26 protein-coding genes are annotated in these 26,014 nt (G+C 71.8%); 6 read left to right on the top strand and 20 right to left on the bottom strand.

Annotated elements, in window-relative coordinates:
- Positions 1-40: 40 nt before the first annotated feature.
- A complete protein-coding gene (locus ACFY0I_RS22475; RefSeq protein ID WP_388898592.1) occupies positions 41-1,201 on the top strand; it encodes a TDT family transporter in 1,161 nt (386 codons plus the stop codon).
- A 30-nt stretch (positions 1,202-1,231) separates the two neighbouring features.
- Here ACFY0I_RS22475 and ACFY0I_RS22470 read toward each other — a convergent pair whose 3' ends face one another.
- The 4 genes from ACFY0I_RS22470 to ACFY0I_RS22455 all read right to left on the bottom strand — a co-directional run bounded on the left by ACFY0I_RS22470 (position 1,232) and on the right by ACFY0I_RS22455 (position 5,104).
- Entirely contained in the window at positions 1,232-1,951 is a 720-nt protein-coding gene (locus ACFY0I_RS22470) for a helical backbone metal receptor (RefSeq protein ID WP_388898589.1), read from the bottom strand.
- 4 nt (positions 1,952-1,955) lie between these two features.
- On the bottom strand, positions 1,956-2,615 hold the full coding sequence (locus ACFY0I_RS22465) for a helix-turn-helix domain-containing protein (protein WP_388898586.1): 660 nt from the start codon (positions 2,613-2,615) through the stop codon (positions 1,956-1,958).
- 130 nt (positions 2,616-2,745) lie between these two features.
- Positions 2,746-4,737: a peroxidase gene (locus ACFY0I_RS22460; protein WP_388898583.1), complete on the bottom strand. Its 1,992-nt coding sequence runs from the start codon at positions 4,735-4,737 to the stop codon at positions 2,746-2,748.
- A gap of 226 nt (positions 4,738-4,963) precedes the next feature.
- Positions 4,964-5,104 (bottom strand): hypothetical protein, encoded by a 141-nt coding sequence (locus tag ACFY0I_RS22455; protein ID WP_388898580.1) that lies wholly within the window; start codon positions 5,102-5,104, stop codon positions 4,964-4,966.
- 189 nt (positions 5,105-5,293) lie between these two features.
- On the opposite strand from ACFY0I_RS22455, the gene ACFY0I_RS22450 reads away from it, so the two are divergent.
- The 4 genes from ACFY0I_RS22450 to ACFY0I_RS22435 all read left to right on the top strand — a co-directional run bounded on the left by ACFY0I_RS22450 (position 5,294) and on the right by ACFY0I_RS22435 (position 9,739).
- The gene (locus ACFY0I_RS22450) at positions 5,294-6,199 is read left to right on the top strand and encodes a 5'-3' exonuclease H3TH domain-containing protein (RefSeq protein ID WP_388899158.1); all 906 of its coding nucleotides are present in this window, start codon (positions 5,294-5,296) and stop codon (positions 6,197-6,199) included.
- Positions 6,200-6,248: 49 nt separating this feature from the next.
- Positions 6,249-7,094: a siderophore-interacting protein gene (locus ACFY0I_RS22445; RefSeq protein WP_388898577.1), complete on the top strand. Its 846-nt coding sequence runs from the start codon at positions 6,249-6,251 to the stop codon at positions 7,092-7,094.
- Between the two features lie 88 nt (positions 7,095-7,182).
- Complete coding sequence (locus ACFY0I_RS22440; protein ID WP_388898574.1) at positions 7,183-8,748, top strand: serine hydrolase; 1,566 nt, start codon at positions 7,183-7,185, stop codon at positions 8,746-8,748.
- Positions 8,749-8,767: 19 nt separating this feature from the next.
- Complete coding sequence (locus ACFY0I_RS22435) at positions 8,768-9,739, top strand: pseudouridine synthase (RefSeq protein WP_388898571.1); 972 nt, start codon at positions 8,768-8,770, stop codon at positions 9,737-9,739.
- Here ACFY0I_RS22435 and ACFY0I_RS22430 read toward each other — a convergent pair.
- The 13 genes from ACFY0I_RS22430 to ACFY0I_RS22370 all read right to left on the bottom strand — a co-directional run bounded on the left by ACFY0I_RS22430 (position 9,681) and on the right by ACFY0I_RS22370 (position 22,707).
- Complete coding sequence (locus tag ACFY0I_RS22430; protein WP_388898568.1) at positions 9,681-10,403, bottom strand: helix-turn-helix domain-containing protein; 723 nt, start codon at positions 10,401-10,403, stop codon at positions 9,681-9,683. The genes ACFY0I_RS22435 and ACFY0I_RS22430 overlap by 59 nt on opposite strands.
- A gap of 90 nt (positions 10,404-10,493) precedes the next feature.
- The gene (locus tag ACFY0I_RS22425; protein ID WP_388898565.1) at positions 10,494-13,346 is read right to left on the bottom strand and encodes a DEAD/DEAH box helicase; all 2,853 of its coding nucleotides are present in this window, start codon (positions 13,344-13,346) and stop codon (positions 10,494-10,496) included.
- 46 nt (positions 13,347-13,392) lie between these two features.
- A complete protein-coding gene (locus tag ACFY0I_RS22420; protein WP_388898562.1) occupies positions 13,393-14,280 on the bottom strand; it encodes a diacylglycerol kinase in 888 nt (295 codons plus the stop codon).
- 17 nt (positions 14,281-14,297) lie between these two features.
- Positions 14,298-15,254 carry a twin-arginine translocase subunit TatC gene (gene tatC / locus ACFY0I_RS22415; protein ID WP_388898560.1) on the bottom strand — a complete coding sequence of 319 codons (957 nt, stop codon included), beginning with the start codon at positions 15,252-15,254 and terminating at the stop codon, positions 14,298-14,300.
- 55 nt (positions 15,255-15,309) lie between these two features.
- Entirely contained in the window at positions 15,310-15,606 is a 297-nt protein-coding gene (gene tatA, locus ACFY0I_RS22410) for a Sec-independent protein translocase subunit TatA (protein WP_388898557.1), read from the bottom strand.
- Positions 15,607-15,857: 251 nt separating this feature from the next.
- A complete protein-coding gene (locus tag ACFY0I_RS22405; RefSeq protein ID WP_388898554.1) occupies positions 15,858-16,058 on the bottom strand; it encodes a hypothetical protein in 201 nt (66 codons plus the stop codon).
- Positions 16,059-16,067: 9 nt separating this feature from the next.
- Positions 16,068-16,376, bottom strand: a complete 309-nt coding sequence (locus tag ACFY0I_RS22400; RefSeq protein WP_388898551.1) for a hypothetical protein — start codon at positions 16,374-16,376, stop codon at positions 16,068-16,070.
- A gap of 14 nt (positions 16,377-16,390) precedes the next feature.
- The gene (locus ACFY0I_RS22395; RefSeq protein ID WP_388898549.1) at positions 16,391-17,359 is read right to left on the bottom strand and encodes a helix-turn-helix transcriptional regulator; all 969 of its coding nucleotides are present in this window, start codon (positions 17,357-17,359) and stop codon (positions 16,391-16,393) included.
- Positions 17,360-17,425: 66 nt separating this feature from the next.
- A complete protein-coding gene (locus ACFY0I_RS22390) occupies positions 17,426-18,382 on the bottom strand; it encodes a helix-turn-helix transcriptional regulator (RefSeq protein ID WP_388898546.1) in 957 nt (318 codons plus the stop codon).
- Positions 18,383-18,508: 126 nt separating this feature from the next.
- A complete protein-coding gene (locus ACFY0I_RS22385) occupies positions 18,509-18,904 on the bottom strand; it encodes an FKBP-type peptidyl-prolyl cis-trans isomerase (protein WP_388898543.1) in 396 nt (131 codons plus the stop codon).
- 28 nt (positions 18,905-18,932) lie between these two features.
- Positions 18,933-19,874 carry an FKBP-type peptidyl-prolyl cis-trans isomerase gene (locus ACFY0I_RS22380; RefSeq protein ID WP_388898540.1) on the bottom strand — a complete coding sequence of 314 codons (942 nt, stop codon included), beginning with the start codon at positions 19,872-19,874 and terminating at the stop codon, positions 18,933-18,935.
- A 120-nt stretch (positions 19,875-19,994) separates the two neighbouring features.
- The gene (pafA, locus tag ACFY0I_RS22375; protein WP_281206880.1) at positions 19,995-21,356 is read right to left on the bottom strand and encodes a Pup--protein ligase; all 1,362 of its coding nucleotides are present in this window, start codon (positions 21,354-21,356) and stop codon (positions 19,995-19,997) included.
- 58 nt (positions 21,357-21,414) lie between these two features.
- Positions 21,415-22,707: an MFS transporter gene (locus ACFY0I_RS22370; protein WP_388898536.1), complete on the bottom strand. Its 1,293-nt coding sequence runs from the start codon at positions 22,705-22,707 to the stop codon at positions 21,415-21,417.
- Positions 22,708-22,844: 137 nt separating this feature from the next.
- Between ACFY0I_RS22370 and ACFY0I_RS22365 the strand changes: the two genes are divergently transcribed.
- A complete protein-coding gene (locus tag ACFY0I_RS22365) occupies positions 22,845-23,840 on the top strand; it encodes a LacI family DNA-binding transcriptional regulator (protein WP_388898533.1) in 996 nt (331 codons plus the stop codon).
- 81 nt (positions 23,841-23,921) lie between these two features.
- Here the strand turns inward: ACFY0I_RS22365 and prcA are convergent, their stop codons facing one another.
- From prcA to ACFY0I_RS22350, 3 genes are read right to left on the bottom strand one after another with little or no spacing between them, the layout of a single operon-like run.
- The gene (gene prcA, locus ACFY0I_RS22360; RefSeq protein ID WP_362882551.1) at positions 23,922-24,686 is read right to left on the bottom strand and encodes a proteasome subunit alpha; all 765 of its coding nucleotides are present in this window, start codon (positions 24,684-24,686) and stop codon (positions 23,922-23,924) included.
- A gap of 46 nt (positions 24,687-24,732) precedes the next feature.
- On the bottom strand, positions 24,733-25,572 hold the full coding sequence (gene prcB / locus ACFY0I_RS22355; RefSeq protein ID WP_388898530.1) for a proteasome subunit beta: 840 nt from the start codon (positions 25,570-25,572) through the stop codon (positions 24,733-24,735).
- On the bottom strand, positions 25,524-25,757 hold the full coding sequence (locus ACFY0I_RS22350; protein ID WP_388899155.1) for an endonuclease VII domain-containing protein: 234 nt from the start codon (positions 25,755-25,757) through the stop codon (positions 25,524-25,526). The genes prcB and ACFY0I_RS22350 overlap by 49 nt, the downstream gene beginning before the upstream one ends.
- Between the last annotated feature and the right edge of the window lie 257 nt (positions 25,758-26,014).

The following is a 26,014-nucleotide window of genomic DNA, read 5'->3' as shown; positions in this document are numbered from 1 at the left end:
ACCTCTGCCCACCCCCGGCCCACGGGACCAGGCTGGAGCCATGGCCACCACCCTCGCGCCGACCCGCGCCACCAGCACCACCGCCGACGCCACCCGCGCCACGACCGCGGCCCGGACCCGGACCCGGGCCCACAAGGCCCCGGCGCTGCGGCACCTCGGCCCCAACTGGTACGCCTGCGTCATGGGTACGGCCATCATCGCCAACGCCGGCGCGTCCCTCCCGTACCAGCTGCCCGGCCAGCGCACGGCCTGCCAGGCGATGTGGGCGCTGTCCGCCGTCGCCCTGCTCGTCCTGCTCGTCGCCCGCGCCGGGCACTGGCTCCACCACCGCGATCAGGCCCGGGCCCATCTGCTCGACCCGGCCGTCGCGCCCTTCTACGGCTGCCTCTCGATGGCCCTGCTGGCCGTCGGCGCGGGCACCGTGATCGTCGGCAAGGACCTGATCGGGGAGCGCGCCGCCCTCGCCGTCGACGTCGTGCTGTTCTCCACCGGGACCGTGATCGCCCTGGTCATGGCCGTGGTCGTGCCCTACCTGATGGTGGTCCGCCACGAGGTCCGGGCGTCGCGGGCCACCCCCGTCTGGCTGCTGCCCGTGGTCGCGCCCATGGTCTCCGCCGCCGTGGGCCCGCTGCTCATACCCCACCTGCCCGCGGGCCAGCCCCGCGAGGCGATGCTGCTCGCCTGCTACGCCATGTTCGGCGTCAGCCTGCTGGCGACCCTGACGCTGCTCCCCCTGATCCTCGGCCGGCTGATCGTCAGTGGCCCGCTGCCTCTGGCGCTGACCCCCACCCTGTTCCTGGTCCTGGGGCCCCTCGGCCAGTCCGTCACCGCCGTCAACCAGCTCGCCGACGTGGCTCCGGGCGCCGTCCAGGGCCCGTACGCCGGGGCGTTCGGTGCCTTCGCGGTCGTCTACGGCGTCCCCGTCATGGGGTTCGCCCTGCTGTGGCTGGCCCTCGCGGCGGCGATGCTGGTGCGCGCCGCCCGCGCCGGGATGCCCTTCTCGATGACCTGGTGGGCGCTGACCTTCCCCGTCGGGACCTGCGTCACCGGCGCCGCCGGACTGGCCCGCCACACCGGCCTGACCGCGTTCTCCTGGCTCGCCGCGGCCCTCTTCGTCGGCCTGCTCGTCGCCTGGCTGCTCGCCGCAGCGAACACCCTGCGCGGCCTGTTCGGCGGCCGACTGCTCGCCGCCCCGCGCTGAGCTCGGCCCCCGTACGACCGGGGCCGTCGCTCAGCTCAGAGCCGCCCGCAGGGCCGCCGCCAGGACCGCCGGAGCCTCTGCCAGCGAAGGCCCGTACCAGGTCAGGTGGCGCCCGCCGACCAGCGCGGCGGGCAGTCCGGGGAAGGCCTCGGGTCCGTCGTCGGCGGTGAACCGGTAGGGCTCGTCGGGCAGCACCACCAGGTCGCAGCCGAGCCCGGCCGCCTCCGCCGGAGCCACCTTCGGATACCGCTCGGGGTGGCCGGCGTACACGTTGCGCACCCCGAGGCGGGCCAACAGGTCCCCGGCGAAGGTGTCCCGGCCCAGTACCATCCAGGGCCGCCGCCAGATCGGCACGAACGCGGTGAGCTCGCCCACCGGCTCCGCCCGCGCCCAGGCCTCCCCGGCGTCCGCCAGCCACCCGGGACGCTCCAGGCCCAACGCCCCCACCAGGACCCGGTCCAGTTCGGACAGCGCCTGCGGGAGGTCCCGTACCTCGGTGACCAGCACCTGCGCCCCGGCCTCGCGCAGCGCCGCCAGGTCGGGGGCCCGGTTCTCCTCCTCGTTGGCGATGACCAGGTCCGGGCGCAGCTCCAGCACGGCCCGTACGTCCGGGTTCTTCGTCCCGCCGATCCGTACGGCGCCCCCGAGGTCCGCCGGGTGCGTGCACCAGTCGGTGACGCCGACCAGCAGGCCGGGAGCGCTCACCGCGACCGCCTCGGTCAGCGACGGCACGAGCGAGACGACGCGCACGGGGTCAGTGCCCCGGCGACGGGGGCTCGGACGTGGCGTGGATGTGGTCGCCGACCGCGACGACCAGGATCCGGGTGTCCTCGCCCGTGGCCCGCCAGCGGTGGCGCACGCCGCCCGACAGGAACAGGGCGTCGCCGCTCTCCAGCCGGTACGCCCGCCCCTCGGCCTCCACCTGGCAGGCACCGGAGACCACGTACATCAGCTCGTCGTTGCGGTGCTGGTACTCGCGTCCGGCGTCCTGCTCCCCGGTGAACTCCAGCGCGTGCAGCTGGTGGTGCCCGCGCACGAGCGGCCGGACGCCGGCCACCGGGGTGAGGGCCGATTCGTCGCCGGCCCGTACGAGGTCCACGGTGCGCGCGGTGTCGGAGGCGGCCAGCAGCTCGACCGCGGTGGTCTCCAGGGCATCGGCGACCCGTTCCAGGGACCGCATGCTGGGGCGGGCCCGCTCGTTCTCTATCTGACTCAGGAAGGGCACCGACAGACCGCTGCGCGCCGACACGGCGGCGAGGGTCAGGTGCAGGGCACGGCGCCGCTTGCGGACGGCCACTCCCACCCGCAGCGGTTCCTTGGAGTCCTTCTCCTTGTCGCTTCCGGCGGCGGGACCGTTCTCGCAGTCCCTGCCGCCCGTGCCGTCCGCGATGTTTCCGTCTTCCTTGTCGTTCATTTCGGGGCTGCCCTCCCCTGTCCTCGTCGCACATCGGTGTGCTGTAAGCACCTTACGCAGCAACCGACCCCGGATTCGCGTGCAAGGGCGTACCGGACCCCGCCCCGGGCGGCATCCCGTATCCTCCCGGTCACTCCGGGTGGCCGCCGGGGGCCCGCCACAGCACGCGGTCGCCGTCGACGATCACGACGTCTCCCTCCGGCCGGACCAGCAGCCGGGCTCCGGGGTGGCCGGCGGTGCCGCTGCTCCACACCGTGCGGGCGGCGTCGTCGCGCACGCTCAGCTCGCCGTCGCGGGAGAAGAACGCGTCCCGGCCGGCGCCGGCGGTGTCCGCGCGCCAGGGTCGGCCGCCGTCGCGGTCCAGCAGGACGAGGTCGCCGTCGGAGCCGAACGCGAGGCGGGCGTCGCCCGCGTCGAGGACGTCCCCGGAGCGCAGGACGGTGCCGGGGTGGACCTCGATGGAGGCGTCGAGGCGGCCGTCGGCGAGCCGGCGCAGGGTGGTGAGGGAGGGGGTGAAGGCGTAGAGGGCGCCCTCCGTGCGGACGAAGCGGGCGAACGTGAGGGTGGTGGCCCGGCCGCCGCTGTCGGAGGGCGTCTCGAAGGCGACCGGCGAATCGGGGCCGAGCACGGGGTCGGCGCCGACGCGGGGGTTGCGGCCGGGCGGGAAGTCGACGTCGTTGATCCACCGCTTGGCGACGAACTCGAACTGCTGGACGAGGTCGGCCTGGTAGCCGATGAACAGCAGGCCCCGCGGGGTGTCCGCGCCACCCGCGGCACCCTGCGGCGCCGCGGGGTCGTAGGCGGGCCCGTACGGGATGCCGCGGCGGATGATGCGGCGCCCGTCGAGTTCGGCGGCGCCCAGCGGGGGTCGGCCGGGGACGGTGACGAGGCCGTCGCGCGGGTTGCCCTTGCGGATGTGCGCGAAGAGCGGGGTGCGCCAGCCCTGCGGGTCGTCCCCGTAGGTGAGGTCCGCGTCGGGGTCGCGTCCGGGCGGGCCGGGCTTCTCGGCGGCGGGGCAGCCCGCGATGGGGGTGCCGCCGGGCCAGCGGCCCACCAGCCGGGCGGCGAGCCAGGTCGGGGTCGCCTCGGGCGGCGCGACACCGCCCTTCTTCAGTTCCGCGAGCCGTTCTCCGGCCTGCTCCCACCAGCCGGGCACGTCCTGGGCCAGCCTGCGGACCACCTGGAAGGAACCCCCGGTGGCCCAGGCGGGCAGACCGGCGGGCCGCTGACCCACCTTCTCCTGCCCCACGAGGAACTCCCCGGCGGGCACGATCCGGGTGCCGGGCTTGCCGAGCACGGTGGTCGCGCCGGCCGGGTCGGGCTCGTCGAAGCCCCGTACGCCGGGCTGGCTGATCCCGTCGGCGAACCCGAAGTGCTCGTGACCGCGCAGGGCCCCGGTCAGGGTCGCCCCGTCCTGCCGGAACACGACCGTTCCGCCGACCGCCCGCACGGCGTCCCGGTGCCGGGCGACGGCCTCGGCGAGCCGGCCGGGTTCGTCGGCGGCCAGGCCGAGGACGGCGTGGACGGCCCGGCCGGGTTCCTCGGCGCCGAACAGCCAGGAGTCGGGGGCGCCGGCGCCGGTGTCCCCGAGGGCCTCGGCGCGGCGGGCGGCGCCCTGGGTGAACGCCTCGGCGGTGCCCCCGGCGGGCAGGGCCGGGAAGGGGTCGCGCCCGGCGAGCAGGCGCAGGCCGGAGTGGGTGAGGGAGAAGCTCGTCCACAGCGCCGACAGGGAGGCCGGGTCGGTACCGCCCGACTTCACCCGGGCGGCGCTGAAGGCGGCGTTGAAACGGGCCATCTCCTCGGTGGTGGAGATCTCGGGCAACAGCCGGCCGAGCCAGCGGCGGGCCAGGGCCGCGCCGCGGAAGTGCAGGAGCAGCAGGCAGGCGTGGTCCTTGCGGGAACCGGCCAGGATGTCGCCCTGGGTGTCGCGGTCGCCGCGCAGCGGCAGTGCGCCGGCCGCCGCGCCCGCGCCCGCGGCCCGGCCGGCGGGCACGGCGGCGGGCACCTCACCGGCGGGGACGGCCGCCGCGGCGGCCCAGGGGCACGCGGTCAGCGCGGCGGTGGCGGTTCCGGCCACCAGGACGGATCTGCGGGCGGGGCCGAGGGGCGGGGCGGCGTCCATGAGGGCTCCTGGGTGAGTGACGACGGAGAGGGACGGCGAAGAGACGCGACGGCGGTGGCGCCTCGGAGGAACGACACCCGCGCCCCGACGGACCGACGCGACGGGCGCAGGGCGGACGTGCGGACGCCTGAACCGACGGAAGAGCAGGCGGACCGACAGGCGGACGAACAGGCGGACGGGCGGACGGACGGGCGGGCCCGCACGGCGCCGAGGGCAGGCGTTCCCGTCAGCGGGCGAACCGCCCCGGCACCCAACTCCCGCTCCACGACATCGGGGTGACGCGGCGGCAGCACGCGGTGGAGCCGGGGACGGCGAAGGCGGCGGCGACGGCCGCGCGCACGGCCGGGAGAGCGGTGGCGACAGGCATGGGCGTCCGAAACTCCTCGTACGGGGGGCCGGGCGGGCAGAACGTCCTGCCAGTGGTCACACCCTCCGGGAAAGATCGCGGACGCGCGCGGCGGGACAACTGTTGGAGTGATGAAACGATCACCCCGGGTGACCCGCGGGCCGCCGGGCCGGGTGCGGCATCATCGTCTGCGTGACGACACGACGCCTGATGCTCCTCGACACCGCTTCCCTCTACTACCGCGCCTACTTCGGCGTTCCGGACTCCGTGAAGGCCCCCGACGGCACCCCGGTCAACGCCGTCCGCGGGCTGCTGGACTTCATCGGCCGACTGGTCCAGGACCACCACCCCGACGACCTGGTGGCCTGCATGGACGCCGACTGGCGGCCCCACTGGCGGGTGGAACTGATCCCCTCCTACAAGGCGCACCGCGTCGCGCGGGAAACGGAATCCGGCCCCGACGTGGAGGAGACCCCGGACACCCTCGCCCCCCAGGTGCCGATCATCGAGGCGGCACTCGACGCGTTCGGCATCGCCCGCGTGGGCGTCGCCGGGTACGAGGCGGACGACGTGATCGGCACGCTCACCGCCCGCGCGACCGGCCCGGTGGACATCGTCACCGGCGACCGGGACCTCTACCAACTGGTCGACGACGCACGGCGGCGCCGCGTCCTGTACCCGCTCAAGGGCGTCGGGATGCTCCAACTGACCGACGAGGCCTGGCTGCGCGAGAAGTACGGTGTGGACGGCGCCGGCTACGCGGATCTGGCCCTGCTGCGCGGCGACCCGAGCGACGGACTGCCGGGCGTTCCCGGTGTCGGCGAGAAGACCGCCGCCAAGCTGCTGGACGCCTACGGGGACCTGGCCGGAATCATCGCCGCGATCGACGACCCGAAGTCGAAATTGACCCCCACACAGCGTAAGCGGCTCGATGAATCCCGGCCGTATCTGGCGGTGGCGCCGAAGGTCGTCCAGGTGGCCTCGGACGTCCCGCTTCCCCCCTTCGACCCGGCGCTACCAAGGGTTCCCGCGCAGCCCGAGGTCGTCGACGCGCTCGCCCATCGGTGGGGTCTCGGCGGAGCGATCTCGCGCCTGAGCAGCGCACTGCTCGCATGAGGTGCTAACTTAGGTAATCCTAAGTTTCAGGGGAGTTCAGGGAGACGCCGTGGCAGAAGGACGCGCCCGCACTGTCGGCACCGCAGTGGTCGTACGCACCGAGCGGCTCACGCCGCACATGGTCCGGATCGTGCTGGGCGGTGACGGGCTGTCGGGCTTCGATGCGGGTGTGTACACCGACCATTACGTGAAACTGCTGTTCGCACCCGAGGGCGTGCGCTATGCGGAGCCCTGGGACCTGGAACGGATCCGCTCCGCGCACCACCGCGAGTTCTGGCCGCGCCAGCGCGCGTACACGGTCCGGCACTGGGACCCGGCGCACCTGGAACTGACCCTGGACTTCGTCGTCCACGGCGACGAGGGCCTGGCCGGCCCGTGGGCGGCCCGCGTCCAGCCCGGCGAACTGGTCCACTTCCTCGGCCCCGGCGGGGCGTACGCACCCGACCCGACGGCCGGCTGGCACCTCCTGGCCGGTGACGAGAGCGCCCTGCCGGCCATCGCGGCCGCGATGGAGCGGATGCCGGCGGGCGCGCGGGTCCACGCCTTCGTGGAGATCGACGGCCCGGCCGACGAGCAGAAGTTCGCCACCCCGGACGGGGTCGTTCCGGTGTGGCTGCACCGCGGCGACCGCCCGGTGGGCGCTGCCCTCGTGGAGGCGATCACCTCCTTCGCGTTCCCCCCGGGCGACGTGCACGCCTTCGTCCACGGCGAGGCGGGCTTCGTGAAGGAGCTCCGCCGACACCTGCGCCTGGACCGGGGCGTCCCCCGGGAGCGCCTGTCGATCTCGGGCTACTGGCGTCTGGGCGAGACGGACGAGGGCTGGCGCGCGATCAAGCGGGACTGGAACGCCGGCGTGGAGGCCGAACAGGATCTGCGCCCCCGAGCCGCCGCCTGAGGGAACCTTTCCCCACCCCGAGTCACCCCACCCCGCCCCCCGCAGCCGTCGGAGGGCGGGGTCGCCCGTTCGGCGGGACAATGTCCCCATGCGTACGCTCCGCGCGGCCGGGCTGGCCGGAGCCGCGTTGCTCCTCGTCGCGACGGGTTCCGCGGCGGCGGCGCAGGCGGCCCCGACGCCGCCCCCACCCCCCAAGCCGCTCCTCACCGACGCCGACGTCTCGACCGCGCTGGCCCGCCTCGACAAGACGGTCCGCGACGGCATGCGCAGCACCGGCGTGCCCGGCGTCTCGGTGGTCGTGGTCCACCGCGACAAGGTGGTCCACCTCCAGGGCTACGGCGTCCGCAGGACCGGCGAGGGCGCCGCCGTCGACCCCGACACCGTCTTCCAGCTCGCCTCCCTCTCGAAGCCGATCTCCTCCACCGTCGTCGCCGGCGCCCTCACCTCCCCCGACGCCTGGGACCGGCCCCTGGGCCCGACCCTGCCCGGCTTCGCCCTCAAGGACCCCTGGGTCAGCGCCCACGTCTCCCCCGCCGACCTGTTCTCGCACCGCAGCGGCCTCCCCGACCACGCCGGGGACCTCCTGGAGGACCTCGGCTACGAGCAGCCGTACATCCTGGACCACCTCCGCTTCGAGCCCCTGACCCCCTTCCGCGCGAGCTACGCCTACACCAACTTCGGCCTGACCGCCGCTGCCGAGGCCATCGCCCGCGACCGCGGCACCAGCTGGCAGAAGCTCAGCGAGGACACCCTGTTCCGGCCCGCCGGGATGACCCGTACCAGCACCGAGTTCGCCGCGTACGCGAACGCACCCGACCGCGCGTACGGCCACGTCAAGAACCCGGACGGCACCTGGAGTCCCCGCTTCGTCCGGGACGCCGATGCCCAGGCCCCGGCCGGCGGGGTCAGCTCCACGGCCCGCGACATGGCCCGCTGGCTGCGCCTCCAACTCTCCGGCGGCACCCTCGACGGCAAGCGCGTCATCCCCGCCGACACCCTCGCCCGCACCCACCTGCCCGAGATCGTCGCCCAGGCCGAGACCCCCCAGGGCACCCCGCAGTTCTACGGCCTCGGCTGGAACGTCGGCTACGACCAGGCCGGCCGGCTGCGCCTGAGCCACTCCGGGGCCTTCGACCTCGGCGCCAACTCCAACGTCACCCTGCTCCCCCTGGAGCAGCTCGGCATCGTCGTCCTGACCAACGGCGCCCCCGTCGGACTCGCCGACGCCGTCGCCCTGGACTTCTTCGACACCGCCGAACACGGCGGGCCGACCACCGACTGGTTGGCGCTGACCGCCTCCCTGTACGCGCAGGCGGAGAACGCGAACCGCTCCCGCACCGACTACGCGCAGCCGCCGGCCGGCGCCCGCCCCGCCCGCGACGCCGACGCGTACACCGGCACGTACACCAACCCGTTCTACGGCCCGCTCACCATCACCGCCGACGGCGAGCAGCAGGGCGACGGCAAGGGCCTGACCCTCTCCCTCGGCCCCGGCCCGAAGCGCTTCCCGCTGACCCACTACGACGGGGACACCTTCAGCTTCGTGACCTCCGGCGAGAACGCCGTCGGCCGCACCGGGGTCACCTTCACCGACGGCACCGTCCGCGTCGAGTACCTGGACGAGAACCACCTGGGCACCTTCACCCAGCGGTAGCCGCCTACCCTGGTCCGTGATGACCCGCAGATCCCACGTACCGCCCTCACCCCTGCCCCAGCTCTCCGGCATCGACCCGGTCCGGCTGCGGCTTCCTCCCGACCCGGAGGGCAGGTGGACGAGCCTCGGCGCGTACCTGACCGAACGCTACGCGGGCACCCGCGGCGCCGAGTCGATGGCGCGGCTGCTCTCGGCGGGCCGGGTCGTGGGCCCGGGCGGGCGGGTGCTGCGTCCGGCGGACCCGTACGAGCCGGGCGGCTGGATCTTCTACCACCGGGACATGCCCGCCGAGCCGCTCGTGCCCTTCCCGATCCGCGTCGTCCACCGGGACGAACACCTGTTGGTGGTGGACAAGCCGCACTTCCTGGCGACCACCCCGCGCGGCAGCCACGTCTTCCAGACCGCCCTGGCCCGCCTGCGCGTGGAACTGGACCTGCCGACCCTGAGCCCGGCGCACCGGCTGGACCGGATGACGGCGGGCCTGGTGATGTTCAGCATCCGTCCGCAGGACCGCGGCGCCTACCAGTCGCTGTTCCAGGACCGGCTGGTCCGCAAGGAGTACGAGGCCCTCGCGGTCCACGACCCGGCGGTGGAGCTGCCCCGCACGGTCCGCAGCCACATCGAGAAGGTCCGCGGCGTCATGGCGGCCGGCGAGGTCCCGGGGGCGGAGCCCAATGCCGAGAGCCTGATCGAACTGACCGACGTCCGCGACGGCCTGGGCCGCTACCGGCTCACCCCGCACACCGGCCGCACCCACCAGCTGCGGGTGCACATGAACTCCCTCGGCCTGCCCATCCTCGGCGACCCGGTCTATCCGGTGGTCGCCGAGCCCGTCGACCCGACCGACTTCCGCCGCCCGCTCCAGTTGCTGGCCCGGACCCTCGCCTTCACCGACCCGGTGACGGGCCTGGTCCACCGCTTGGAGACCGGCCTCACCCTCCGCGCCTGGGACGACCGACCCGGCTGGGAAGCGGGCCCGACGCCCCTGTGACCAGGTCCTGGCCCGACTCGGCCACGCCGGCGATGCGCAGCGCGGCGTCGGCCGCGGCCTCGGCGAACGCGGCGGGCTGACGGGCCGGGTCGGAGCGGTGGATCAGCATGACGCCCTCGATCAGTCCGAAGACGAGGTCGTTGCGCAGCGTCAGTCCGGCCTTGTCCCCGGCCAGTTCGGTGCCGACGGACGTTCCCTTGAGCAAGGTCCGGTAGGTGTCGCGCAGTTCGGCCCGCATCCGCCGGAACTGCCCGAAGCGCGAACCCCGCAGTTCGGGGAGCAGGTAGAGGGCGCCCAGGTTGTACGGACCCCCGCACAGCAGCAGGACGTCGGAGCGGCACAGCTCCCACAGCCGCCGCGCGGCCGGCCGGCCGGTCTCGCCCAGCAGCCGCCGGGACAGCGCCAGCGAGGGTGCGACCGTGGACTCCAGGAGTTCGGCCAGGAGTTCCTCCTTGCCGCTGAAGTAGTGGTACATCGTCGCCTGGCGCATTCCGGCCCGTTCGGCCACCGCCCGCGTGGTGGTGGCCCCGTACCCGCGCGCCGTGAACAGCTCGGCCGCCGCGCACAGGAGCTCCTCGCGCGGCGGCCGGCCGGTATCCGGTCTCAGCTGATCGGCACGTGGCCGACCGACCCGTCTCGGTCCTTCGTCCGTTCCCGCACTCATGCGCCGATCGTCGCACAGGACACGGCGAATCGATCATGGCAAGAGATGAGATCCGGCCAGGACGGGTTTAGGAGGAAGCCCCAAAAGCGGCTAGCCGACCGAGCTGTAGGCCACTACACCCCGAAGTAGCCCGTCCACGGCCTTACGGGCATTTCGCGCCACCGTGCTCCCGCCGGCCGAGGACGGCGGAGCGGAGGACGACGGCGCCGCCGCCGCGATCTGCCCCAGGACGTCGATGACCTGCTTGCACCAGCGGACGAAGTCACCGGCCGGCATCTCCGCCTCGCGCAGCACCTCGTCCAGGCTCTTGTCGGAGGCCCACTGGTACGCCGCCCACGCGAAGCCGAGGTCCGGCTCGCGCTGGCCCACGCCCTCCGTCTGGTTGATGCGGTGCTCCTCCTCCAGCGCGTCGAGCCGGCCCCAGATGCGGACCATCTCGCCCAGCGCCGCCTTCGCCGCGCCGCCCGGCACCTTCGGGGCCACCGCGTCGTCGGACTGGCGCGACTCGAAGACCAACGCCGATACGCAGGCGGCCAGCTCGGCCGGGCTCAGGCCTTCCCACACTCCTTCGCGCAGGCACTCCGAGGCCAGCAGGTCGAGCTCGCCGTAGAGCCGGGCCAGCCGCTTGCCGTGCACGGTGACCTCGTCCTCGCGCAGGTAGTCCAGCTCGGTGAGCAGCGCGTGGATCCGGTCGAAGGTGCGGGCGATGGTGTTCGTCCGACCCTCGATGCGCCGCTCCAACTGCTGGGTGTCGCGCTTGAGCCGGTGGTAGCGCTCCGCCCAACGGGCGTGGTCCTCGCGCTCGTCGCAGCCGTGGCAGGGGTGGGCCCGCAGCGCGGCGCGCAGCCGGGTGATCTCCCGGTCGTCGGCCGCCGCGGCCCGGCCCGGCCGGTGGCGTTCGGGGGCGTGGTGGCCGGCCTTGGCGCGCAGCGCGGACGCCAGGTCCCTGCGGGACTGCGGCGAACGCGGGTTGAACGTCTTCGGGATCCGCATCCGGTCGATGGCCTCGACCGGGACCGGGAAGTCGATCGCGGCGAGCCGCTTGACCTGCCGCTCGACGGTGAGGACGAGCGGGCGCGGCCCCTCGGTGTACTCGTGCCCGCGGTGCCCGTTGACCCGCCCGGCCGGCACGCCCGGGTCCAGGACGAGCGCCAGCCCGGCGAACTTGCCGGTCGGCACGTGGATGACGTCGCCCGGCTTGAGCCGCTCCAGGGAACCGGCCGCCTGCACCCGGCGCTGCGCCGCGCCCTGCTTGGCCAGGTCGTTCTCCCGGTCCTTGAGGTCACGGCGCAGCCCCGCGTACTCCTCGAAGTCGCCGAGGTGACAGGTCATGCCCTCCTGGTAGCCCTCCAGGCCCTCCTCGTTGCGCTGCACCTGCTTGGAGATGCCGACGACGGAACGGTCGGCCTGGAACTGCGCGAAGGAGGTTTCCAGCAGCTCGCGCGAGCGGTGCCGCCCGAACTGGCTGACCAGGTTGACCGCCATGTTGTAGGAGGGCTTGAAGCTGGAGCGCAGCGGATAGGTACGGGTACCGGCGAGGCCGGCCAGCGCCACCGGGTCCATGCCGCGCTGCCACAGCACCACCGCGTGGCCCTCGACGTCGATGCCGCGCCGCCCGGCCCGGCCGGTCAGCTGCGTGTACTCGCCGGGGGTGATGTCGGCGTGCTGCTCGCCGTTCCACTTGACGAGCTTCTCCAGGATGACCGTGCGCGCGGGCATGTTGATGCCGAGCGCGAGGGTCTCGGTGGCGAAGACGGCCTTGACGAGCCCGCGTACGAACAGTTCCTCGACGACCTCCTTGAAGGTGGGCAGCATGCCCGCGTGGTGCGCGGCGATGCCCCGCTCCAAGCCTTCGAGCCACTCGTAGTAGCCGAGGACGTGCAGGTCCTCGGTGGGAATGGAAGCGGTCCGCTCCTCGACGATCTGACGGACCTTCAGTCGCGCGGAGTCCTCGTTGAGTCGCAGCCCCGCGTACAGACACTGCTGGACGGCGGCCTCGCAACCGGCCCTGCTGAAGATGAAGTTGATGGCGGGCAGCAGGTTGTCGTTCTCCAGCCGGCCGATCACCTCGGGGCGGGCGGGCGTCCAGATCCGGCTGCGGGAGCGGCGTTCGCGCTCGCGGTCGGCCTCGCGGACCATCTTGCCGCGCCGCCGGTCCTTGGGGCTGTAGGTGCGGCTGTTCTCCTCGCGGGCCATCCGCAGCAGGTCGGGGTTGACCTCGCGGCGGGCGGAGCCGCGGCCTCCGTGGTCGGACTCCTCCTCGAAGAGGTCGTAGACGCGGCGACCGGCCATGACGTGCTGCCACAGCGGTACGGGCCGCTCCTCGGAGACGATGACCTCGGTGTCGCCGCGCACGGTGTCGAGCCAGTCGCCGAACTCCTCGGCGTTGGAGACGGTCGCGGACAGCGAGACGAGGGTCACCGACTCGGGGAGGTGGATGATCACTTCCTCCCAGACCGCGCCGCGGAACCGGTCGGAGAGGTAGTGCACCTCGTCCATCACGACGTAGCCCAGACCCAGCAGCGACTTCGAGCCCGCGTACAACATGTTGCGGAGCACCTCGGTGGTCATCACCACCACGGGCGCGTCGGAGTTGACGCTGTTGTCGCCCGTCAGCAGGCCCACCTTGGTGGCGCCGTAGCGCTTGACGAGGTCGGCGTACTTCTGGTTCGACAGGGCCTTGATGGGCGTCGTGTAGAAGCACTTGCGGCCCTGTTGGAGCGCCAGGTGCACGGCGAACTCGCCGACGATGGTCTTGCCCGAGCCGGTCGGGGCGGCCACCAGGACGCCCTTGCCCGCCTCCAGTGCCTTGCAGGCCTCGACCTGGTAAGGATCCAGGTCGAATTCGTACATCTCGCGGAAGGGTGCCAGTGAGGTGGCCTCTTCGGCGGCGCGGATCCGGGCAGCGGCGTACCGCTCGGCGGGAGAGAGTTCTTCGGTCATCTTGCTATCGAGCCTACCCGTCGCCTCCGACAACAGTCGCGATCATTTACGCGAGCAGTCGCAGGGCTCCGGGAACGCACTCGGCGCTCACCGGAAGGGGTCCGAGCGGCTCGCCGTCCGCGTACGCGCCGAGTCCGGCCGCCTCCAGGGTGACCTTCGCGGCCCGGTGGACGCTCACCTTCGGATGGTCGAGGTGCGTGCCCTTGTAGACCTGCGGGAACACCCGCAGCAGGGTCCGGCGGTCGCAGTCCCCGACGACGATGACGTCGAAGAGCCCGTCGTCGGGAAGGGCGTCCGCGCAGATGCGCATCCCGCCGCCGTACGAGGATCCGTTGCCGACGGCGACCAGCGCGGCCTCGGTCTCGATGGGCGGACCGTCGTCGAGGGTGATCCGGTACGGCACGGGCCGGAAGGCGGCCAGTTCCAGGGCGATGGCCAGGTCGTAGCGGAACCGGCCGAGCGGCAGCCGGATCCGGTTGCCGCGGTCGTTGACCCGCGAGTCGAAGCCGGAGCACAGCACGGTCCCGAACCAGCCGCCGCGGGCGCGCCCGAGGTCGACGTCGCGGATCCGGCCCTCCTTGAGGGCTTCGGCGGCCTGCCGCGCCGCCCGCGCGGGCTCCCGTACGGGCAGGTCGAGCGCGCGGGCGAAGTCGTTGCCGGTGCCGGCGGCGACCACCCCGAGGGGGACGTCCGTGCCGGCCAGGGCCTGGAGGGCGAGGGAGACCATCCCGTCGCCGCCGACCGCGATCACCGCGCCGGTGCCGCCGCGGACTGCGGCGCGCAGCCGGAACAGCGCGTCCGCGGCGTCGGTGCCGACGACGGTCCGCACGACGTGGCCGGCCGCCCGGAGCGCGGAAGCGGCCGGCTGCGCGGCCCGCGCGCCCCGGCCGCGTCCGGCGGTGGGATTGACGAAGAGGGTGATCTCGGCGGTCACCCGACGGAATCTACCCGTCAGGTCGCGTCGTCGTAACCGTTGATCCGCCGGCGTCCGCCGTCGGCCTGTTCGGGCAGCGTGGACGGGGCGGCGACCGGTTCCATCGCGCCGATGGGCGCCGGTGTGAGGTCCAGCTCCGCGGCCTCGTCGTCGTCGAGGCCCGCGTCGGGGTTGTTGCGGGCGCGCCGGCGGTCGTTGACGAGGCAGACGGCGAGCGCGACGAAGTAGAGGGTGACGATGGGGGCGGCCAGCGACAGCATGGTGAGCGGGTCACCCGTCGGGGTCGCGAAGGCCGCGAAGACGGTGATGCCGAGGACCATGGCCCGCCACCAGCTCGCCAGCCGCTTGCCGGTGAGGACCCCGGTGAAGTTCAGCAGGATCAGCAGCAGCGGCAGCTCGAAGGCCAGACCGAAGACGATGACCATGCGCGTGACCAGGTCGAGGTAGTCGTCGACCGGCAGCAGGTTGCGCGCGTGATCGGGGGTGAATTCGAGGAGGATCGTGGCGGTCTGCGGAAGGATCTTGTACGCGAGGACCGCACCGGCGCCGAACAGGGGCGCGCCGATCGCGACGAAGCTCGTCGCGTACTTCTTCTCGTGGCTGTGCAGGCCGGGGGCGGTGAACGCCCACAGCTGGTAGAGCCACACCGGGGCGGAGAGCACCACACCGGCCATCAGGGAGACCTTGAGGGCGATCGAGAACGGCGCGATGAGGCCGTTGACGGTCATGTCGGCGCAGGGGCGACCGTTGCGCTGCGAGACGACGCCGTCGGTACAGCCGACGGAGTCCAGCATCGGCTTCAGCATGAAGTCGATGAGGTCCTTGTAGAAGAAGGCCGCCACCACGGTGATCACGAGGATCGCCAGGACCGACTTCAGCAGACGGTTTCTCAGCTCACGCAGGTGCTCGACAAGAGGCATCCGCCCTTCGGCGTCCTTGTCCGCTTTCTCCTGCTTGCGGGCAGACTTGAGCAACCCACGTCCCTTGTCTCGTTGCAGATGACTGGCGTGGCGGTGGTGACCGCCGGTGTCAGCTCTTGGCGGTGTGGTTGGGCTCGCTGACGGGGCGGGCGCTGGTGACGTCACCGGGGGCGGCCTGGATGGTGCGCGGGGCCGTGGTCGGCTGCTGGGCCGGGTCGGCGACCGTGGCGGCGGTGGCCGCGTCCTCGGCCTCGCCGTCCTTCTTCATGGCCTTGGCCTCGCTCTTGAGGATGCGGGCCGACTTGCCCAGCGAGCGAGCCATCTCGGGGAGCTTCTTGGCGCCGAACAGCAGCACGATGACAGCGATGATCAGAAGGATCTCAAGGGGCTTCAGATTGCCGATCATGTGTGTCTTCCTTCTCACCGAAACGGCTGGTTGTGGTGGCCTCGGCGGATTACCGGATCAAGATCCGCTACCGCTCTGACATCGATCGTAACCCCCGAGGGTTAACGCCCGGCAATCCCCGGGGGTATCCGCGCTGGTGCGCGACTCAGACGGTACGGCTCCCACAGCGCCTTTTCCATGGGTGTGCGGGCCCCGGAATCGGGCCACCGGTCCAAGGTTTGCCCGCACCCGGGCGCCGCACGGACCTCGGACTACGGCCGGGCCGCTCCGCCCGCCCGCGCCAGATCGGCGGCGGCCCGCTCCAGATCGCCCGAGGCCTCGGTGATCCGCCTACTGGCCTCGTCCACCCGACCGGCGAGCCGCCGGACCTCGACGAAGACCCGTACGGCCAGTACGGACAGGACGGCCACCCCGAGGAAGCCCAGGGCAATTGCGAGCATCGGCCACAGCATGGGAGGAGCCTATCCCCTGCCCCGCACGCTGCGCAGCGTGCTCACCCCGCCGCCGGTCAGCAGCTCCACGATGCGCTCACCGGCGGGTTTGCGGACCTGCGCGGCGCACTCGGGACAGGTGAAGGAGTAGAAGGTGGTGCGCCTGCTGCCGCCGATGGCCAGCCGCAGCGCGCCGGCCGCGAGCTCGAAGCACGCTCGACACTCGGGGCAGGCGGCCTTGAAGGTGACCGGCCCGCCCCCGGCGCCGCCGGCAGGCTCCGGCGCACCGGAGGTCCGGCCCGTCGCGGGTCCGGTCGCGGGTCCAGATGTTGCCGCCATCGCTCCCCCGCTCCCTAGACCTGTTCCCCGTACCCGGCGAGGGCCTCCGCCGCGGCCTTGCGGGCGCTGTGCGCCAGGTCGGGCGGCGACACGATCCGCCCGTCGCGGCCCAGGCGCAGCGCGAGACGGCGCAGCGAGGCCGGGTCGGGGCTGCGCAGGGTGATCCGCAGGCCGCCGTCGGGCTGCTCCTCGGCGCTGTCGTGCGGGTAGTACTCGGCGACCCAGCGCCCGCCGGGGCCGACGTCGACCACCACCTCCGGGTCCTCGGCGGCGGGCTGGACCAGCCCCACCGACAGGTCCCGCGGCTCGATCGCGGGCGGCTCGGAACGTTCGTCGAGGAGCCGGATCTCCGCCACCCGGTCCAGCCGGAAGGTGCGGCGGGCCTCCGAGAGGTGGCACCACCCCTCCAGGTAGGTGTGCCCGACGGCGAACAGGCGGATCGGGTCGACGACGCGCTCGGTCAGTTCGTCCCGCGCGGGCGAGTAGTAGCGCAGCCACAGCCGGCGGCGCTCGGCGATGGCCCGGTCGACGTCCGCGAAGACCCCGCCCTCGGACTCGAAGGTCACCGACAGCCGGGAGCTGGCGCCCGCCGCCTCGCCGGCGGCGGCCTCCAGCTTGGCGGTGGCCCGCAGCAGGGCGTCGCGGTCGCTCTCGCGCAGCCCCGGCAGGGTGGCCACGGCGCGGGCCGCGACCAGCAGCGCCGTCGCCTCGTCGGCGGCGAGCCGCAGGGGCTCGGCGGTGGACTCCCCCGAGGCGTCGGGGTTGCGCCACCAGATGCGCTCCCCGTCGGTGTCGATGTCGAGCAGGTCGCCGCCGCGGAAACTGGTCCCGCACATGGGCAGCACGTCGAGGTCCGAGATCAGCTCGTCCTCGGTGATCCCGAAGGCGCGGGCGACGTCGGCGACGTGCGCCCCGGGGCGCTCGCGCAGGTAGGTCACCAGGGACAGCATCCGGCGGGTCTGGTCGATGGCGTTGGCAGCCATGCTGGTACGTCTCCCCCTCAGGGCGTTGCTAGCGATGTTCCGGGCTCGGGACCACTGCGGTCGCGCTCAGCCCCGGGCGACGGCCCGCAGTCGGTCCACCACGTCGGCGCGCAGGTCCGCGGGCTCCACCACGACCACGTCCGGTCCGAACTCCACGAGCCAGGCGTCGAGACCGTGACCGTAGGGGATCTCCAGTTCGTCCCAACCGTCCCCGCCCTCGCGGACCGCGGTGGCCTTGGCCCGCAGCGGGTATCCGGCGCCGACCCGCAGCCGGATCAGCGCGGACCGCTCGGCCCCCTCACCGGCCCAGCTCGCCACGGTCTCCCGCACGGTCACCACGTCGGGCACCTCGGCGGTGTACTTACCGGCCCGGGAGCGGACCTTGCCGGTGATCCGGGAGAGCCGGAACACCCGCTCCGCGCCGCGGTCGCGGTCGTAGCCGGCCAGGTACCAGTGGCCGCGCCAGCACTCCAGCGCCCACGGCTCGACCTGACGCGGCTCGGGGCGGGCGGCGTTGGACCTGCGGTACTCGAAGACCACGGGACGCCGGTCCCGGCAGGCCAGCATCAGCGGCTCGAAGGCCGCCTCGTGAACGGGGATGCGCGGCTCGATGGCGCTGTGCTGGCCCTCGTACGGATCGCCGGCCTCCGGCATCCCGCCCGCGCGCAGCTTCTGCAGGGCCCCACTGGCCGCGCCCGCGAGACGGGCCTGCTGCCAGACCTTGGCGGCGAGCCCGAGGGCCGCGGCCTCCTCGGCGTCCAGGGAGACGGGCGGCAGTCGGTTGCTGTCCCGGCGGGCGAGGTAACCGATCTCGCCCTCGATGTTCTCCACCGTCTCGATGACGAGGCCGAGTTCACGCAGATCGTCCTTGTCGCGTTCGAACATGCGGTTGAAGGACTCGTCGTTGCCCGCCTCCAGGTAGGCCTCGATGGAGCCGCGCAGCTCGCGCTTGCTGAGGGGACGACGGGTCCCCAGCAGACACAGCGCCAGATTCATCAGCCGCTCGGCCTTGGCGATCGCCATCGATGCCGTCCCCCCGTTTTCCGCACACACCCGTGACCGTTGACCGTACCGTCCCGGCGGGCCCGGACAAAAGCGAGGGCCCCCGCCTGACGGCGGGGGCCCCTGCTCGGATCACGGAAGCCCGGATCAGCCGACCTTGACCAGGTCGCAGACGAAGATCAGCGCCTCGCCCGGGGCGATCGCGTTGCCCGCGCCGCGGTCGCCGTAGGCGAGGTGCGCGGGGATCGTCAGCTTGCGACGGCCGCCGACCTTCATGCCCTGGACGCCCTGGTCCCAGCCCGGGATGACCTGGCCGACACCGAGCTTGAACTGCAGCGCGGAACCGCGGTTCCAGGAGGCGTCGAACTCCTCGCCGGTGGAGAAGGCCACACCCACGTAGTGGACGGAGACCAGGTCGCCGGCCTTGGCCTCGGCGCCGTCGCCCAGCCAGATGTCCTTGGACACGAGGTCCTTGGGGACCTCGCCCTCGGGGAAGTCGATCTCGGGCTTTTCGAGCTTGTCGCTCACGGAACTGCTCCTCATGCGTACGAACCGGTCAACCGGAACAGTCTTACATCACCGCGAGGATGTCGAGGCTGAAGACCAGCGTCGAATTGGCCGGGATGGTCCCCTGCTCCTTGTCGCCGAAGCCCTCGGCCGGCGGGATGACGAGCAGGATCCGGCTGCCGGTCTTCTTGCCCAGCAGGCCTTCCTTCAGACCCTTGACCGAGAGCTCGGACATCGGCCAGGTCACCGACGAGTCGGTGGTGTACGTGCTTTCGAAGGACTTGTCGTCCTTCCACGTCTTGCCGTTGAACTTGACGACGACGCTGTCGGTGTCCTTGACCACCGGACCGTCGCCCTCGATCACGTAGTTCGAGACCAGCTTCGCCGGCGGCTCGGTGTCCTTCGGGACGGTCACGGAGACTTCCTTGCCGTCCGTGTTGGTACCGACCTTCGGCAGGTCCTTGTTCTCCTGCGCGACTTCCTTGCCCTTGGCCGAGGCCGGGACGGTGGCGCCCTTGACGATGTCCACGACGAACACCAGCGTGGCGTTCGGCTTGATCTTCTCGCCCGAGCCCTGGGCCCCGTAGCCGAGCTCCGGGGGAATCACCAGCTCGATGCGGCTGCCGACCTTCTGGCCCTCCAGGCCCTGGTCCCAGCCCTTGATGACGGCGCCCGCGCCGATGTTCACGTCGAAGGTCTTGCCCTTGCCGAAGCTGGCGTCGAACGGCTCCTTGCCGTCCCACACCTGGCCGGAGTAGTTGACCTGGGCGATGTCACCCTTCTTCAGCACCGGGCCCTTGCCCTCGCTGATGACCTCCACCTTCAGTTCCTTGGGAGGCGTGCCCTTGCCCTGGGCCAGGGTCGGGGTCTCCCCGAACTTGGCGCCCTTCGTGATCGCGGGCACCCCGTTCGTGGTCTCGGCGGAGTCGGAGCCGCTGTCGTCCCCGCAGGCCGCCGTGGTGAGCAGCAGCATCGGTACGACAAGAAGGCCGGCAAGTCGGCGCACGTGTTCCTCAGATCTCAGACGGCTGGCGGTCGCCCGCCACTCTAAGCCGTGACGAGGGCCCCGTACGAGATCCGTACGGGGCCCTGGCCAAGATCAGTGAGATGTCACACTTTACTTCTGCTACATCCCTGCGATCAGCTTCTCCACCCGGTCATCGACCGAACGGAACGGGTCCTTGCACAGCACCGTGCGCTGCGCCTGGTCATTGAGCTTCAGGTGCACCCAGTCCACCGTGAAGTCCCGGCGCTGCTCCTGCGCCCGACGGATGAAGTCACCGCGCAACCTCGCCCGAGTCGTCTGCGGGGGCACCGACTTGCCCTCGAAGATCTTCAGGTCGTTGCAGATCCGCGCCGCCTGCCCCTTGCGCTCCAGCAGGTAGTACAGCCCCCGCCGCCGATGGATGTCGTGGTAGGCGAGGTCTATCTGCGCGACCCTCGGGTTGGACATGGTCATGTTGTGCTTGGCCCGGTACCGCTCGATCAACTGGTACTTCATCACCCAGTCGATCTCCGTGCCGATCCGATCCAGGTCCTCCGCGTCGATCGCGTCGAGCGTACGACCCCACAACTCCAGGACCTGCTCCACGACCCCGGTACGGATCCCCCGGCGCTCCGCGAAGTCCAGCGCCTTCTCGTAGTACTCCCGCTGGATCTCCAGCGCCGAGGCCTCCCGACCACTGGCCAGCCGCACCTTGCGCTGACCGGTGATGTCATGGCTGACCTCACGGATCGCCCGGATCGGGTTCTCCAGGGTCAGGTCCCGCATCACGGTGCCCGCCTCGATCATGCGCAGCACCAGGTCGGTGGCACCGACCTTGAGGAGCATCGTCGTCTCGGACATGTTCGAGTCCCCGACGATCACGTGCAGACGCCGATAACGCTCGGCATCCGCATGCGGCTCGTCACGGGTGTTGATGATCGGCCGGGAACGGGTGGTGGCGGAACTGACGCCCTCCCAGATGTGCTCGGCCCGCTGACTGACGCAGTACACCGCGCCCCGAGGAGTCTGCAGCACCTTGCCCGCACCACAGATCAGCTGGCGCGTGACGAGGAAGGGAATCAGGATGTCCGCCAGGCGGGAGAATTCTCCGTGCCGGGCCACCAGGTAGTTCTCGTGGCAACCGTACGAATTGCCCGCCGAGTCGGTGTTGTTCTTGAAGAGGTAGACGTCGCCCGCGATTCCCTCCTCGTGCAGGCGACGTTCTGCGTCGACGAGCAGGCCTTCGAGAATCCGCTCGCCTGCCTTGTCGTGCGTGACCAGTTCGATCAGGTTGTCGCATTCCGGTGTTGCATATTCCGGATGCGAACCCACGTCGAGGTACAGGCGGGCGCCGTTCCGCAGGAAGACATTGCTGCTGCGGCCCCATGACACAACACGGCGGAAGAGGTAGCGCGCCACTTCGTCAGGAGACAGTCGGCGCTGTCCCCTGAACGTGCACGTGACGCCGTACTCGTTCTCCAGCCCGAAAATGCGGCGGTCCATGACTGAACATTACGCCTTCTGCCCTCTTCTGAAACCGGGTTCGAGAGCGGCGTTCCGATCAGTTTTTCACGAACGGCTCCGACGGACCCCCGGCAGAAGCCCCTTCCGCCCCCTCCACGACGCCCCCGCCGACCCCCTCGGCCGACACCGCCACCGCCACCGCCCGACCCCGCACCGGCGAGGCCAGCACCCGCTGAGTGGCCGTCAACACCAACAGCGCCGCGACCCCGGCCGCACCCGCCACCGCGAAACCGGCCGTGATCCCACCCGCTTCCACCGCCGGACCGGCCGCCGCCGTACCCATCGCCGCCCCCACCCCGAAGAACGTCACCAACCACGAGAACGCCTCCGTCACCGTGCCCACCGGAGCATGCCGGTCCACCACGATGAACGCACACGCGATCGCCGGCGCCAGGAACACACCCGCCAACGCCGCCAACGCCGTCATGGCCACCGGCCCCACCGTCAACATCAGGGGCAGGTAACACACCGCCAACAACGCCACCAACAGCTGCAACCGCCGCTCCGGAGCCCCCGGCCACTGCCGCGCACCGTAGGTCACGCCACCCACCAGCGCGCCCAGACCCAGCGCCGCCATCATCCAGCCGTACACCGCCGCGCCACCGTGCTCGTCCGCATAGGCGACCGCCGACACCGTGATCGACCCCAACGCCGTCCCCACGAAGAAGAACGCGCCCAGCAACGCCAACAGCCCCCGCGAGCGCAACGCACCCAACCAGTGCGCCTCCCGCGGCGCCGAACGCCACGCGCGCGACGGCTCGGACACCACCACCGACAGCGCACCCAGCACACCCAGTACGTTCAGCGCCACCAACGCCACCGCCGGCGACCACAACGAGACGAACACCGTCACCAGCAACGGCCCGACCGTGAACATCACCTCCTGCGCCACCGCGTCCATCGCGTACGCCGCGTGCACCCGCTCCTCCTTGCCACCGAGCACGCTCGGCCAAAGAGCCCGCAGACCACCCTCCAGCGGCGGCGTGAACAACCCCGCCACCACCACCGCCGCATACGCGACGGCCGCCGTCCCGATCCCCGCGAAGGCCAGCCACACCATGCCCAGCGCCGACACCACCGCGGCCGGCAACTGCACCCGCGGCTGCCCGTACAGGTCCACCGCACGACCCAGCAACGGCTGACCGATGGCGTTCGCCACCCCGTACGCCGCCGCCAACGCCCCCGCCAGGCTGTAGCTGCCCCCCTCCGCCCGCACGAACATCACCAGCGCGATCGAGGCGATGCCGTTCGGCAACCGCCCCACCAACGTGCCCACCAACAACCTCGCGGCGTGCCGGGTCCTGAGCAGCTCCACGTAACCCGCGGCCATGTCCGCCCCCTTCTGCCCGGACCCAGCCGGAGTAATACGTATAACTTGACGAGGTCATACGTACCATGGCCGCAGTCACCCGGTCCACCCCACGGACCCCCCGCACCCCTTCCCACCTCGCACTTCAGGAGCCACCTGTGACGAGACCCACCAGCCGCGACGTCGCCGGCGCCGCCGGGGTCTCCCAGGCCACCGTCTCCCTCGTCCTCGGCGACAAATGGCGCGGCCGCGTCTCCGAACGCACCGCCGCACTCGTCCGCGAAACCGCCACCGCCCTCGGCTACCGCCCCAACCTCGCCGCCCGCAACCTCCGCCTCGGCAGCACCCGCACCGCCCTCCTCGTCGTCCCCGCCCTCACCAACGAATTCTTCGCCCGCGTCTACACCGGCGCCGCCCGCATCGCCGCCGAACACGGCTTCGGCGTCGTCCTCTACCCCTCCCCCGACGGCACCGGCCCCGCCCGCGACCCCTTCGCCTCCGCCCGCGCCGCCCTCGACGGAGTCATCGCCTCCTCCATGGCCGCCGCCGCCCTCGACGCCATCGGCGGCGACGACCTCCCCCTCGTCATGCTCGACAGCGACCCCGCCTCCCCCGCCGCCGCCCACGTCAACCTCGCCATGGCCGACGGCATGCGCCAGATCACCGACCACCTCCTCCACCACGGCCACCACCGCTTCCTCCACCTCGCCTCCGCCGTCGACTCCTGGACCTTCCACATCCGCGCCCGGGCCCTCACCACCCTCCTCACCCCCACCGCCGAACTGCGCACCGTCAGAGCCCCCCTCACCGTCGACGGCGGCCGCCGGGCCGTCGAAACCGCCCTCGCCGGCCCCGGCCCCCGCCCCACCGCCATCGTCTGCGACGACGACATCCTCGCCGCCGGCGCCTGCAAGGCCGCCCGCCGCCTCGGCCTGCGCATCCCCGAGGACCTCTCCGTCACCGGCTTCGACGACCTCGCCCTCGCCACCGCCGTCGAACCCGAACTCACCACCGTCGCCCTCCCCGCCGAACGCGTCGGAGAACACGGCATGACCGCCCTCCTCGCCGTCCTCGACGGCACCCCCTGGACCGCCCCCGACCTCCCCGTCCACCTCGTCGTCCGCGACTCCACCGGCCCCGCCCCCACCCCCTGAACCGCCCGGAACACGACGAAGCCCCGGCACACCCTCACGGGCACACCGGGGCTCACGCACCACCGGACCAGCTCGAACGCCCTACTCGGCGTCCTCCTCCGGCCCCTCGTCGTTCGACACCGCATCCGCCTGCGCCGCCGCCGGAACATCAGCCTCCAGCAACCGCGCCAGCTGCCGACCCCGGATCCGCTTGAACTTCCGCTGCTGCGCGCGCGTCCGGTCCAGCACCGCGACCTCCAGCCGCTCCGCCGGAATCGTCTTGTCGGCACCGTTCGCCTGACTCGACAACGCCTGCACCGCGAGCTTCAGCGCCTCCGACAGCGTCATCGCGTCCCGGTGCCGCTGATCGAGGAACGTACTGATCTGCTCGGCATTGCCACCGACCGCGACCGAACCGTGCTCGTCCACGATCGAACCGTCATGCGGCAACCGGTAGATCTGGTCCCCCGCCGCCGTCGCACCCACCTCCGCGACGACCAACTCCACCTCGTACGGCTTCTCACCCGCACTCGAAAAGATCGTGCCGAGCGTCTGCGCGTACACGTTCGCCAGCCCACGGGCCGTCACGTCGTCACGGTCGTAGGTGTACCCGCGCAGATCCGCGTACCGCACACCACCGATCCGCAGGTTCTCGTACTCGTTGTACTTACCGGCGGCCGCGAAGCCGATCCGGTCGTAGATCTCGCTGAACTTGTGCAGCGCGCGGGACGGGTTCTCGCCGACGAACACGATGCCGTCGGCGTACTGCAGCACGACAAGGCTGCGACCGCGGGCGATGCCCTTCCGGGCGTATTCCGCCCGGTCGGCCATGGCCTGCTGGGGTGACACATAGAACGGAGTCGACACCGGCTGTCCGTCCCTTTCTTCTGGGCTCCTACGGGGCGACGGATGGTCAGAGCAGGGCGGCGCGCGGGCCGTCGGGCTGCTCCAGCCGACGGTTGGTGACCGTACGGGCGAGCTCCTGCGACTCGTCGTCGGTCAACCTGCGGAACCCCTCGTCCGTGATGACGGTGACGATCGGGTAGATGTGGCGGTACAGGTCCGGCCCACCGGTCGCCGAGTCGTCGTCGGCGGCGTCGTACAGCGCCTGCACGACCAGCGTGGTGGCCTGCTCCTCCGTCAGGTCCGGACGGTAGAGCTTCTTCATGGAACCGCGGGCGAAGATCGAGCCCGAACCGGTGGCGGCGTAACCGTGCTCCTCCGAGCGACCGCCGGTCACGTCGTAGGAGAAGATGCGGCCCTTCTCCTTGGCCTCGTCGTACCCGGCGAACAGCGGAACGACGGCCAGCCCCTGCATCGCCATGCCCAGATTGCTCCGGATCATGGTGGACAGCCGGTTGGCCTTGCCCTCCAGCGAGAGGGTCGTCCCCTCTACCTTCTCGAAGTGCTCCAGCTCCAGCTGGAACAGCTTGACCATCTCCACGGCCAGGCCGGCCGTGCCGGCGATGCCCACCGCGGAGTACTCGTCGGCCGGGAACACCTTCTCGATGTCCCGCTGCGCGATCATGTTCCCCATGGTCGCCCGCCGGTCACCGGCGAGGACGACCCCGCCGGGGAAGGTGGTGGCCACGATGGTCGTCCCGTGCGGCGCCTCGACGACACCCTCGGGGAGCTTGCGGTTCCCCGGCAGCATGTCGGGCGAGTGCGCGCCCAGGAAGTCCATGAAGGACGACGACCCCGGCGTCAGGAAGGCTGCCGGTAGACGCCCTGTGCCACGATTGTTGGCTTCCACTCGTGTCCCTCCAAGTATGAGACGACCCGACGAGCAGCGTCGGGATCGTCACCCAACTTGCCGATGGCCGTGTTGCAGTTGAAGCACAGTACGCCTCGGACCCTACCCGTCGAGTGGCAATGATCCACATGAACGGCCGGGGCCTTGAGGCAGATGAGGCAGAGGCCGCCCTGACCTGCGATCATTTCGTCACGTTGCGCCTCGGTCATGCCATAGGACCGCTTGAGGTGGCCTGCTCGACCCTGGATGGCCCTGCACGCCTTGCAACGCGTCGACAGGCCATCCGAGGCCGTTCCGTTCTTGTGCCATTCACTGTGCGGCTTGCTCTCGCCGCACTGACGGCAGAGCTTCCACCCCGGTGGCACTTCCACTCTGTCCTTCACGACCTTCCCCAAGGCCGCTTGCCGGCGACGGTAGTGCGCAGCGCTGTAAGCGGCCACGC

Source organism: Streptomyces sp. NPDC001568 (genome assembly GCF_042893755.1).
GTDB lineage: Bacteria > Actinomycetota > Actinomycetes > Streptomycetales > Streptomycetaceae > Streptomyces.
The sequence above is the reverse complement of the archived record's forward strand: the minus strand, read 5'-3'. Positions and strand labels throughout refer to the sequence as shown.

Excerpts from the sequence above, each read along its gene's own strand:
- ACFY0I_RS22475 (WP_388898592.1), top strand. The coding sequence starts at position 41 with ATGGCCACCACCCTCGCGCCGACCCGCGCCACCAGCACCACCGCCGAC.
- ACFY0I_RS22465 (WP_388898586.1), bottom strand. The coding sequence starts at position 2,615 with ATGAACGACAAGGAAGACGGAAACATCGCGGACGGCACGGGCGGCAGG.
- ACFY0I_RS22460 (WP_388898583.1), bottom strand. The coding sequence starts at position 4,737 with ATGGACGCCGCCCCGCCCCTCGGCCCCGCCCGCAGATCCGTCCTGGTG.
- ACFY0I_RS22455 (WP_388898580.1), bottom strand. The coding sequence starts at position 5,104 with ATGCCTGTCGCCACCGCTCTCCCGGCCGTGCGCGCGGCCGTCGCCGCC.
- ACFY0I_RS22450 (WP_388899158.1), top strand. The coding sequence starts at position 5,294 with ATGCTCCTCGACACCGCTTCCCTCTACTACCGCGCCTACTTCGGCGTT.
- ACFY0I_RS22440 (WP_388898574.1), top strand. The coding sequence starts at position 7,183 with ATGCGTACGCTCCGCGCGGCCGGGCTGGCCGGAGCCGCGTTGCTCCTC.
- ACFY0I_RS22435 (WP_388898571.1), top strand. The coding sequence starts at position 8,768 with ATGACCCGCAGATCCCACGTACCGCCCTCACCCCTGCCCCAGCTCTCC.
- ACFY0I_RS22430 (WP_388898568.1), bottom strand. The coding sequence starts at position 10,403 with ATGAGTGCGGGAACGGACGAAGGACCGAGACGGGTCGGTCGGCCACGT.
- ACFY0I_RS22425 (WP_388898565.1), bottom strand. The coding sequence starts at position 13,346 with ATGACCGAAGAACTCTCTCCCGCCGAGCGGTACGCCGCTGCCCGGATC.
- tatA (WP_388898557.1), bottom strand. The coding sequence starts at position 15,606 with ATGATCGGCAATCTGAAGCCCCTTGAGATCCTTCTGATCATCGCTGTC.
- ACFY0I_RS22405 (WP_388898554.1), bottom strand. The coding sequence starts at position 16,058 with ATGCTGTGGCCGATGCTCGCAATTGCCCTGGGCTTCCTCGGGGTGGCC.
- ACFY0I_RS22400 (WP_388898551.1), bottom strand. The coding sequence starts at position 16,376 with ATGGCGGCAACATCTGGACCCGCGACCGGACCCGCGACGGGCCGGACC.
- ACFY0I_RS22395 (WP_388898549.1), bottom strand. The coding sequence starts at position 17,359 with ATGGCTGCCAACGCCATCGACCAGACCCGCCGGATGCTGTCCCTGGTG.
- ACFY0I_RS22390 (WP_388898546.1), bottom strand. The coding sequence starts at position 18,382 with ATGGCGATCGCCAAGGCCGAGCGGCTGATGAATCTGGCGCTGTGTCTG.
- ACFY0I_RS22385 (WP_388898543.1), bottom strand. The coding sequence starts at position 18,904 with ATGAGGAGCAGTTCCGTGAGCGACAAGCTCGAAAAGCCCGAGATCGAC.
- pafA (WP_281206880.1), bottom strand. The coding sequence starts at position 21,356 with ATGGACCGCCGCATTTTCGGGCTGGAGAACGAGTACGGCGTCACGTGC.
- ACFY0I_RS22370 (WP_388898536.1), bottom strand. The coding sequence starts at position 22,707 with ATGGCCGCGGGTTACGTGGAGCTGCTCAGGACCCGGCACGCCGCGAGG.
- ACFY0I_RS22350 (WP_388899155.1), bottom strand. The coding sequence starts at position 25,757 with ATGATCGCAGGTCAGGGCGGCCTCTGCCTCATCTGCCTCAAGGCCCCG.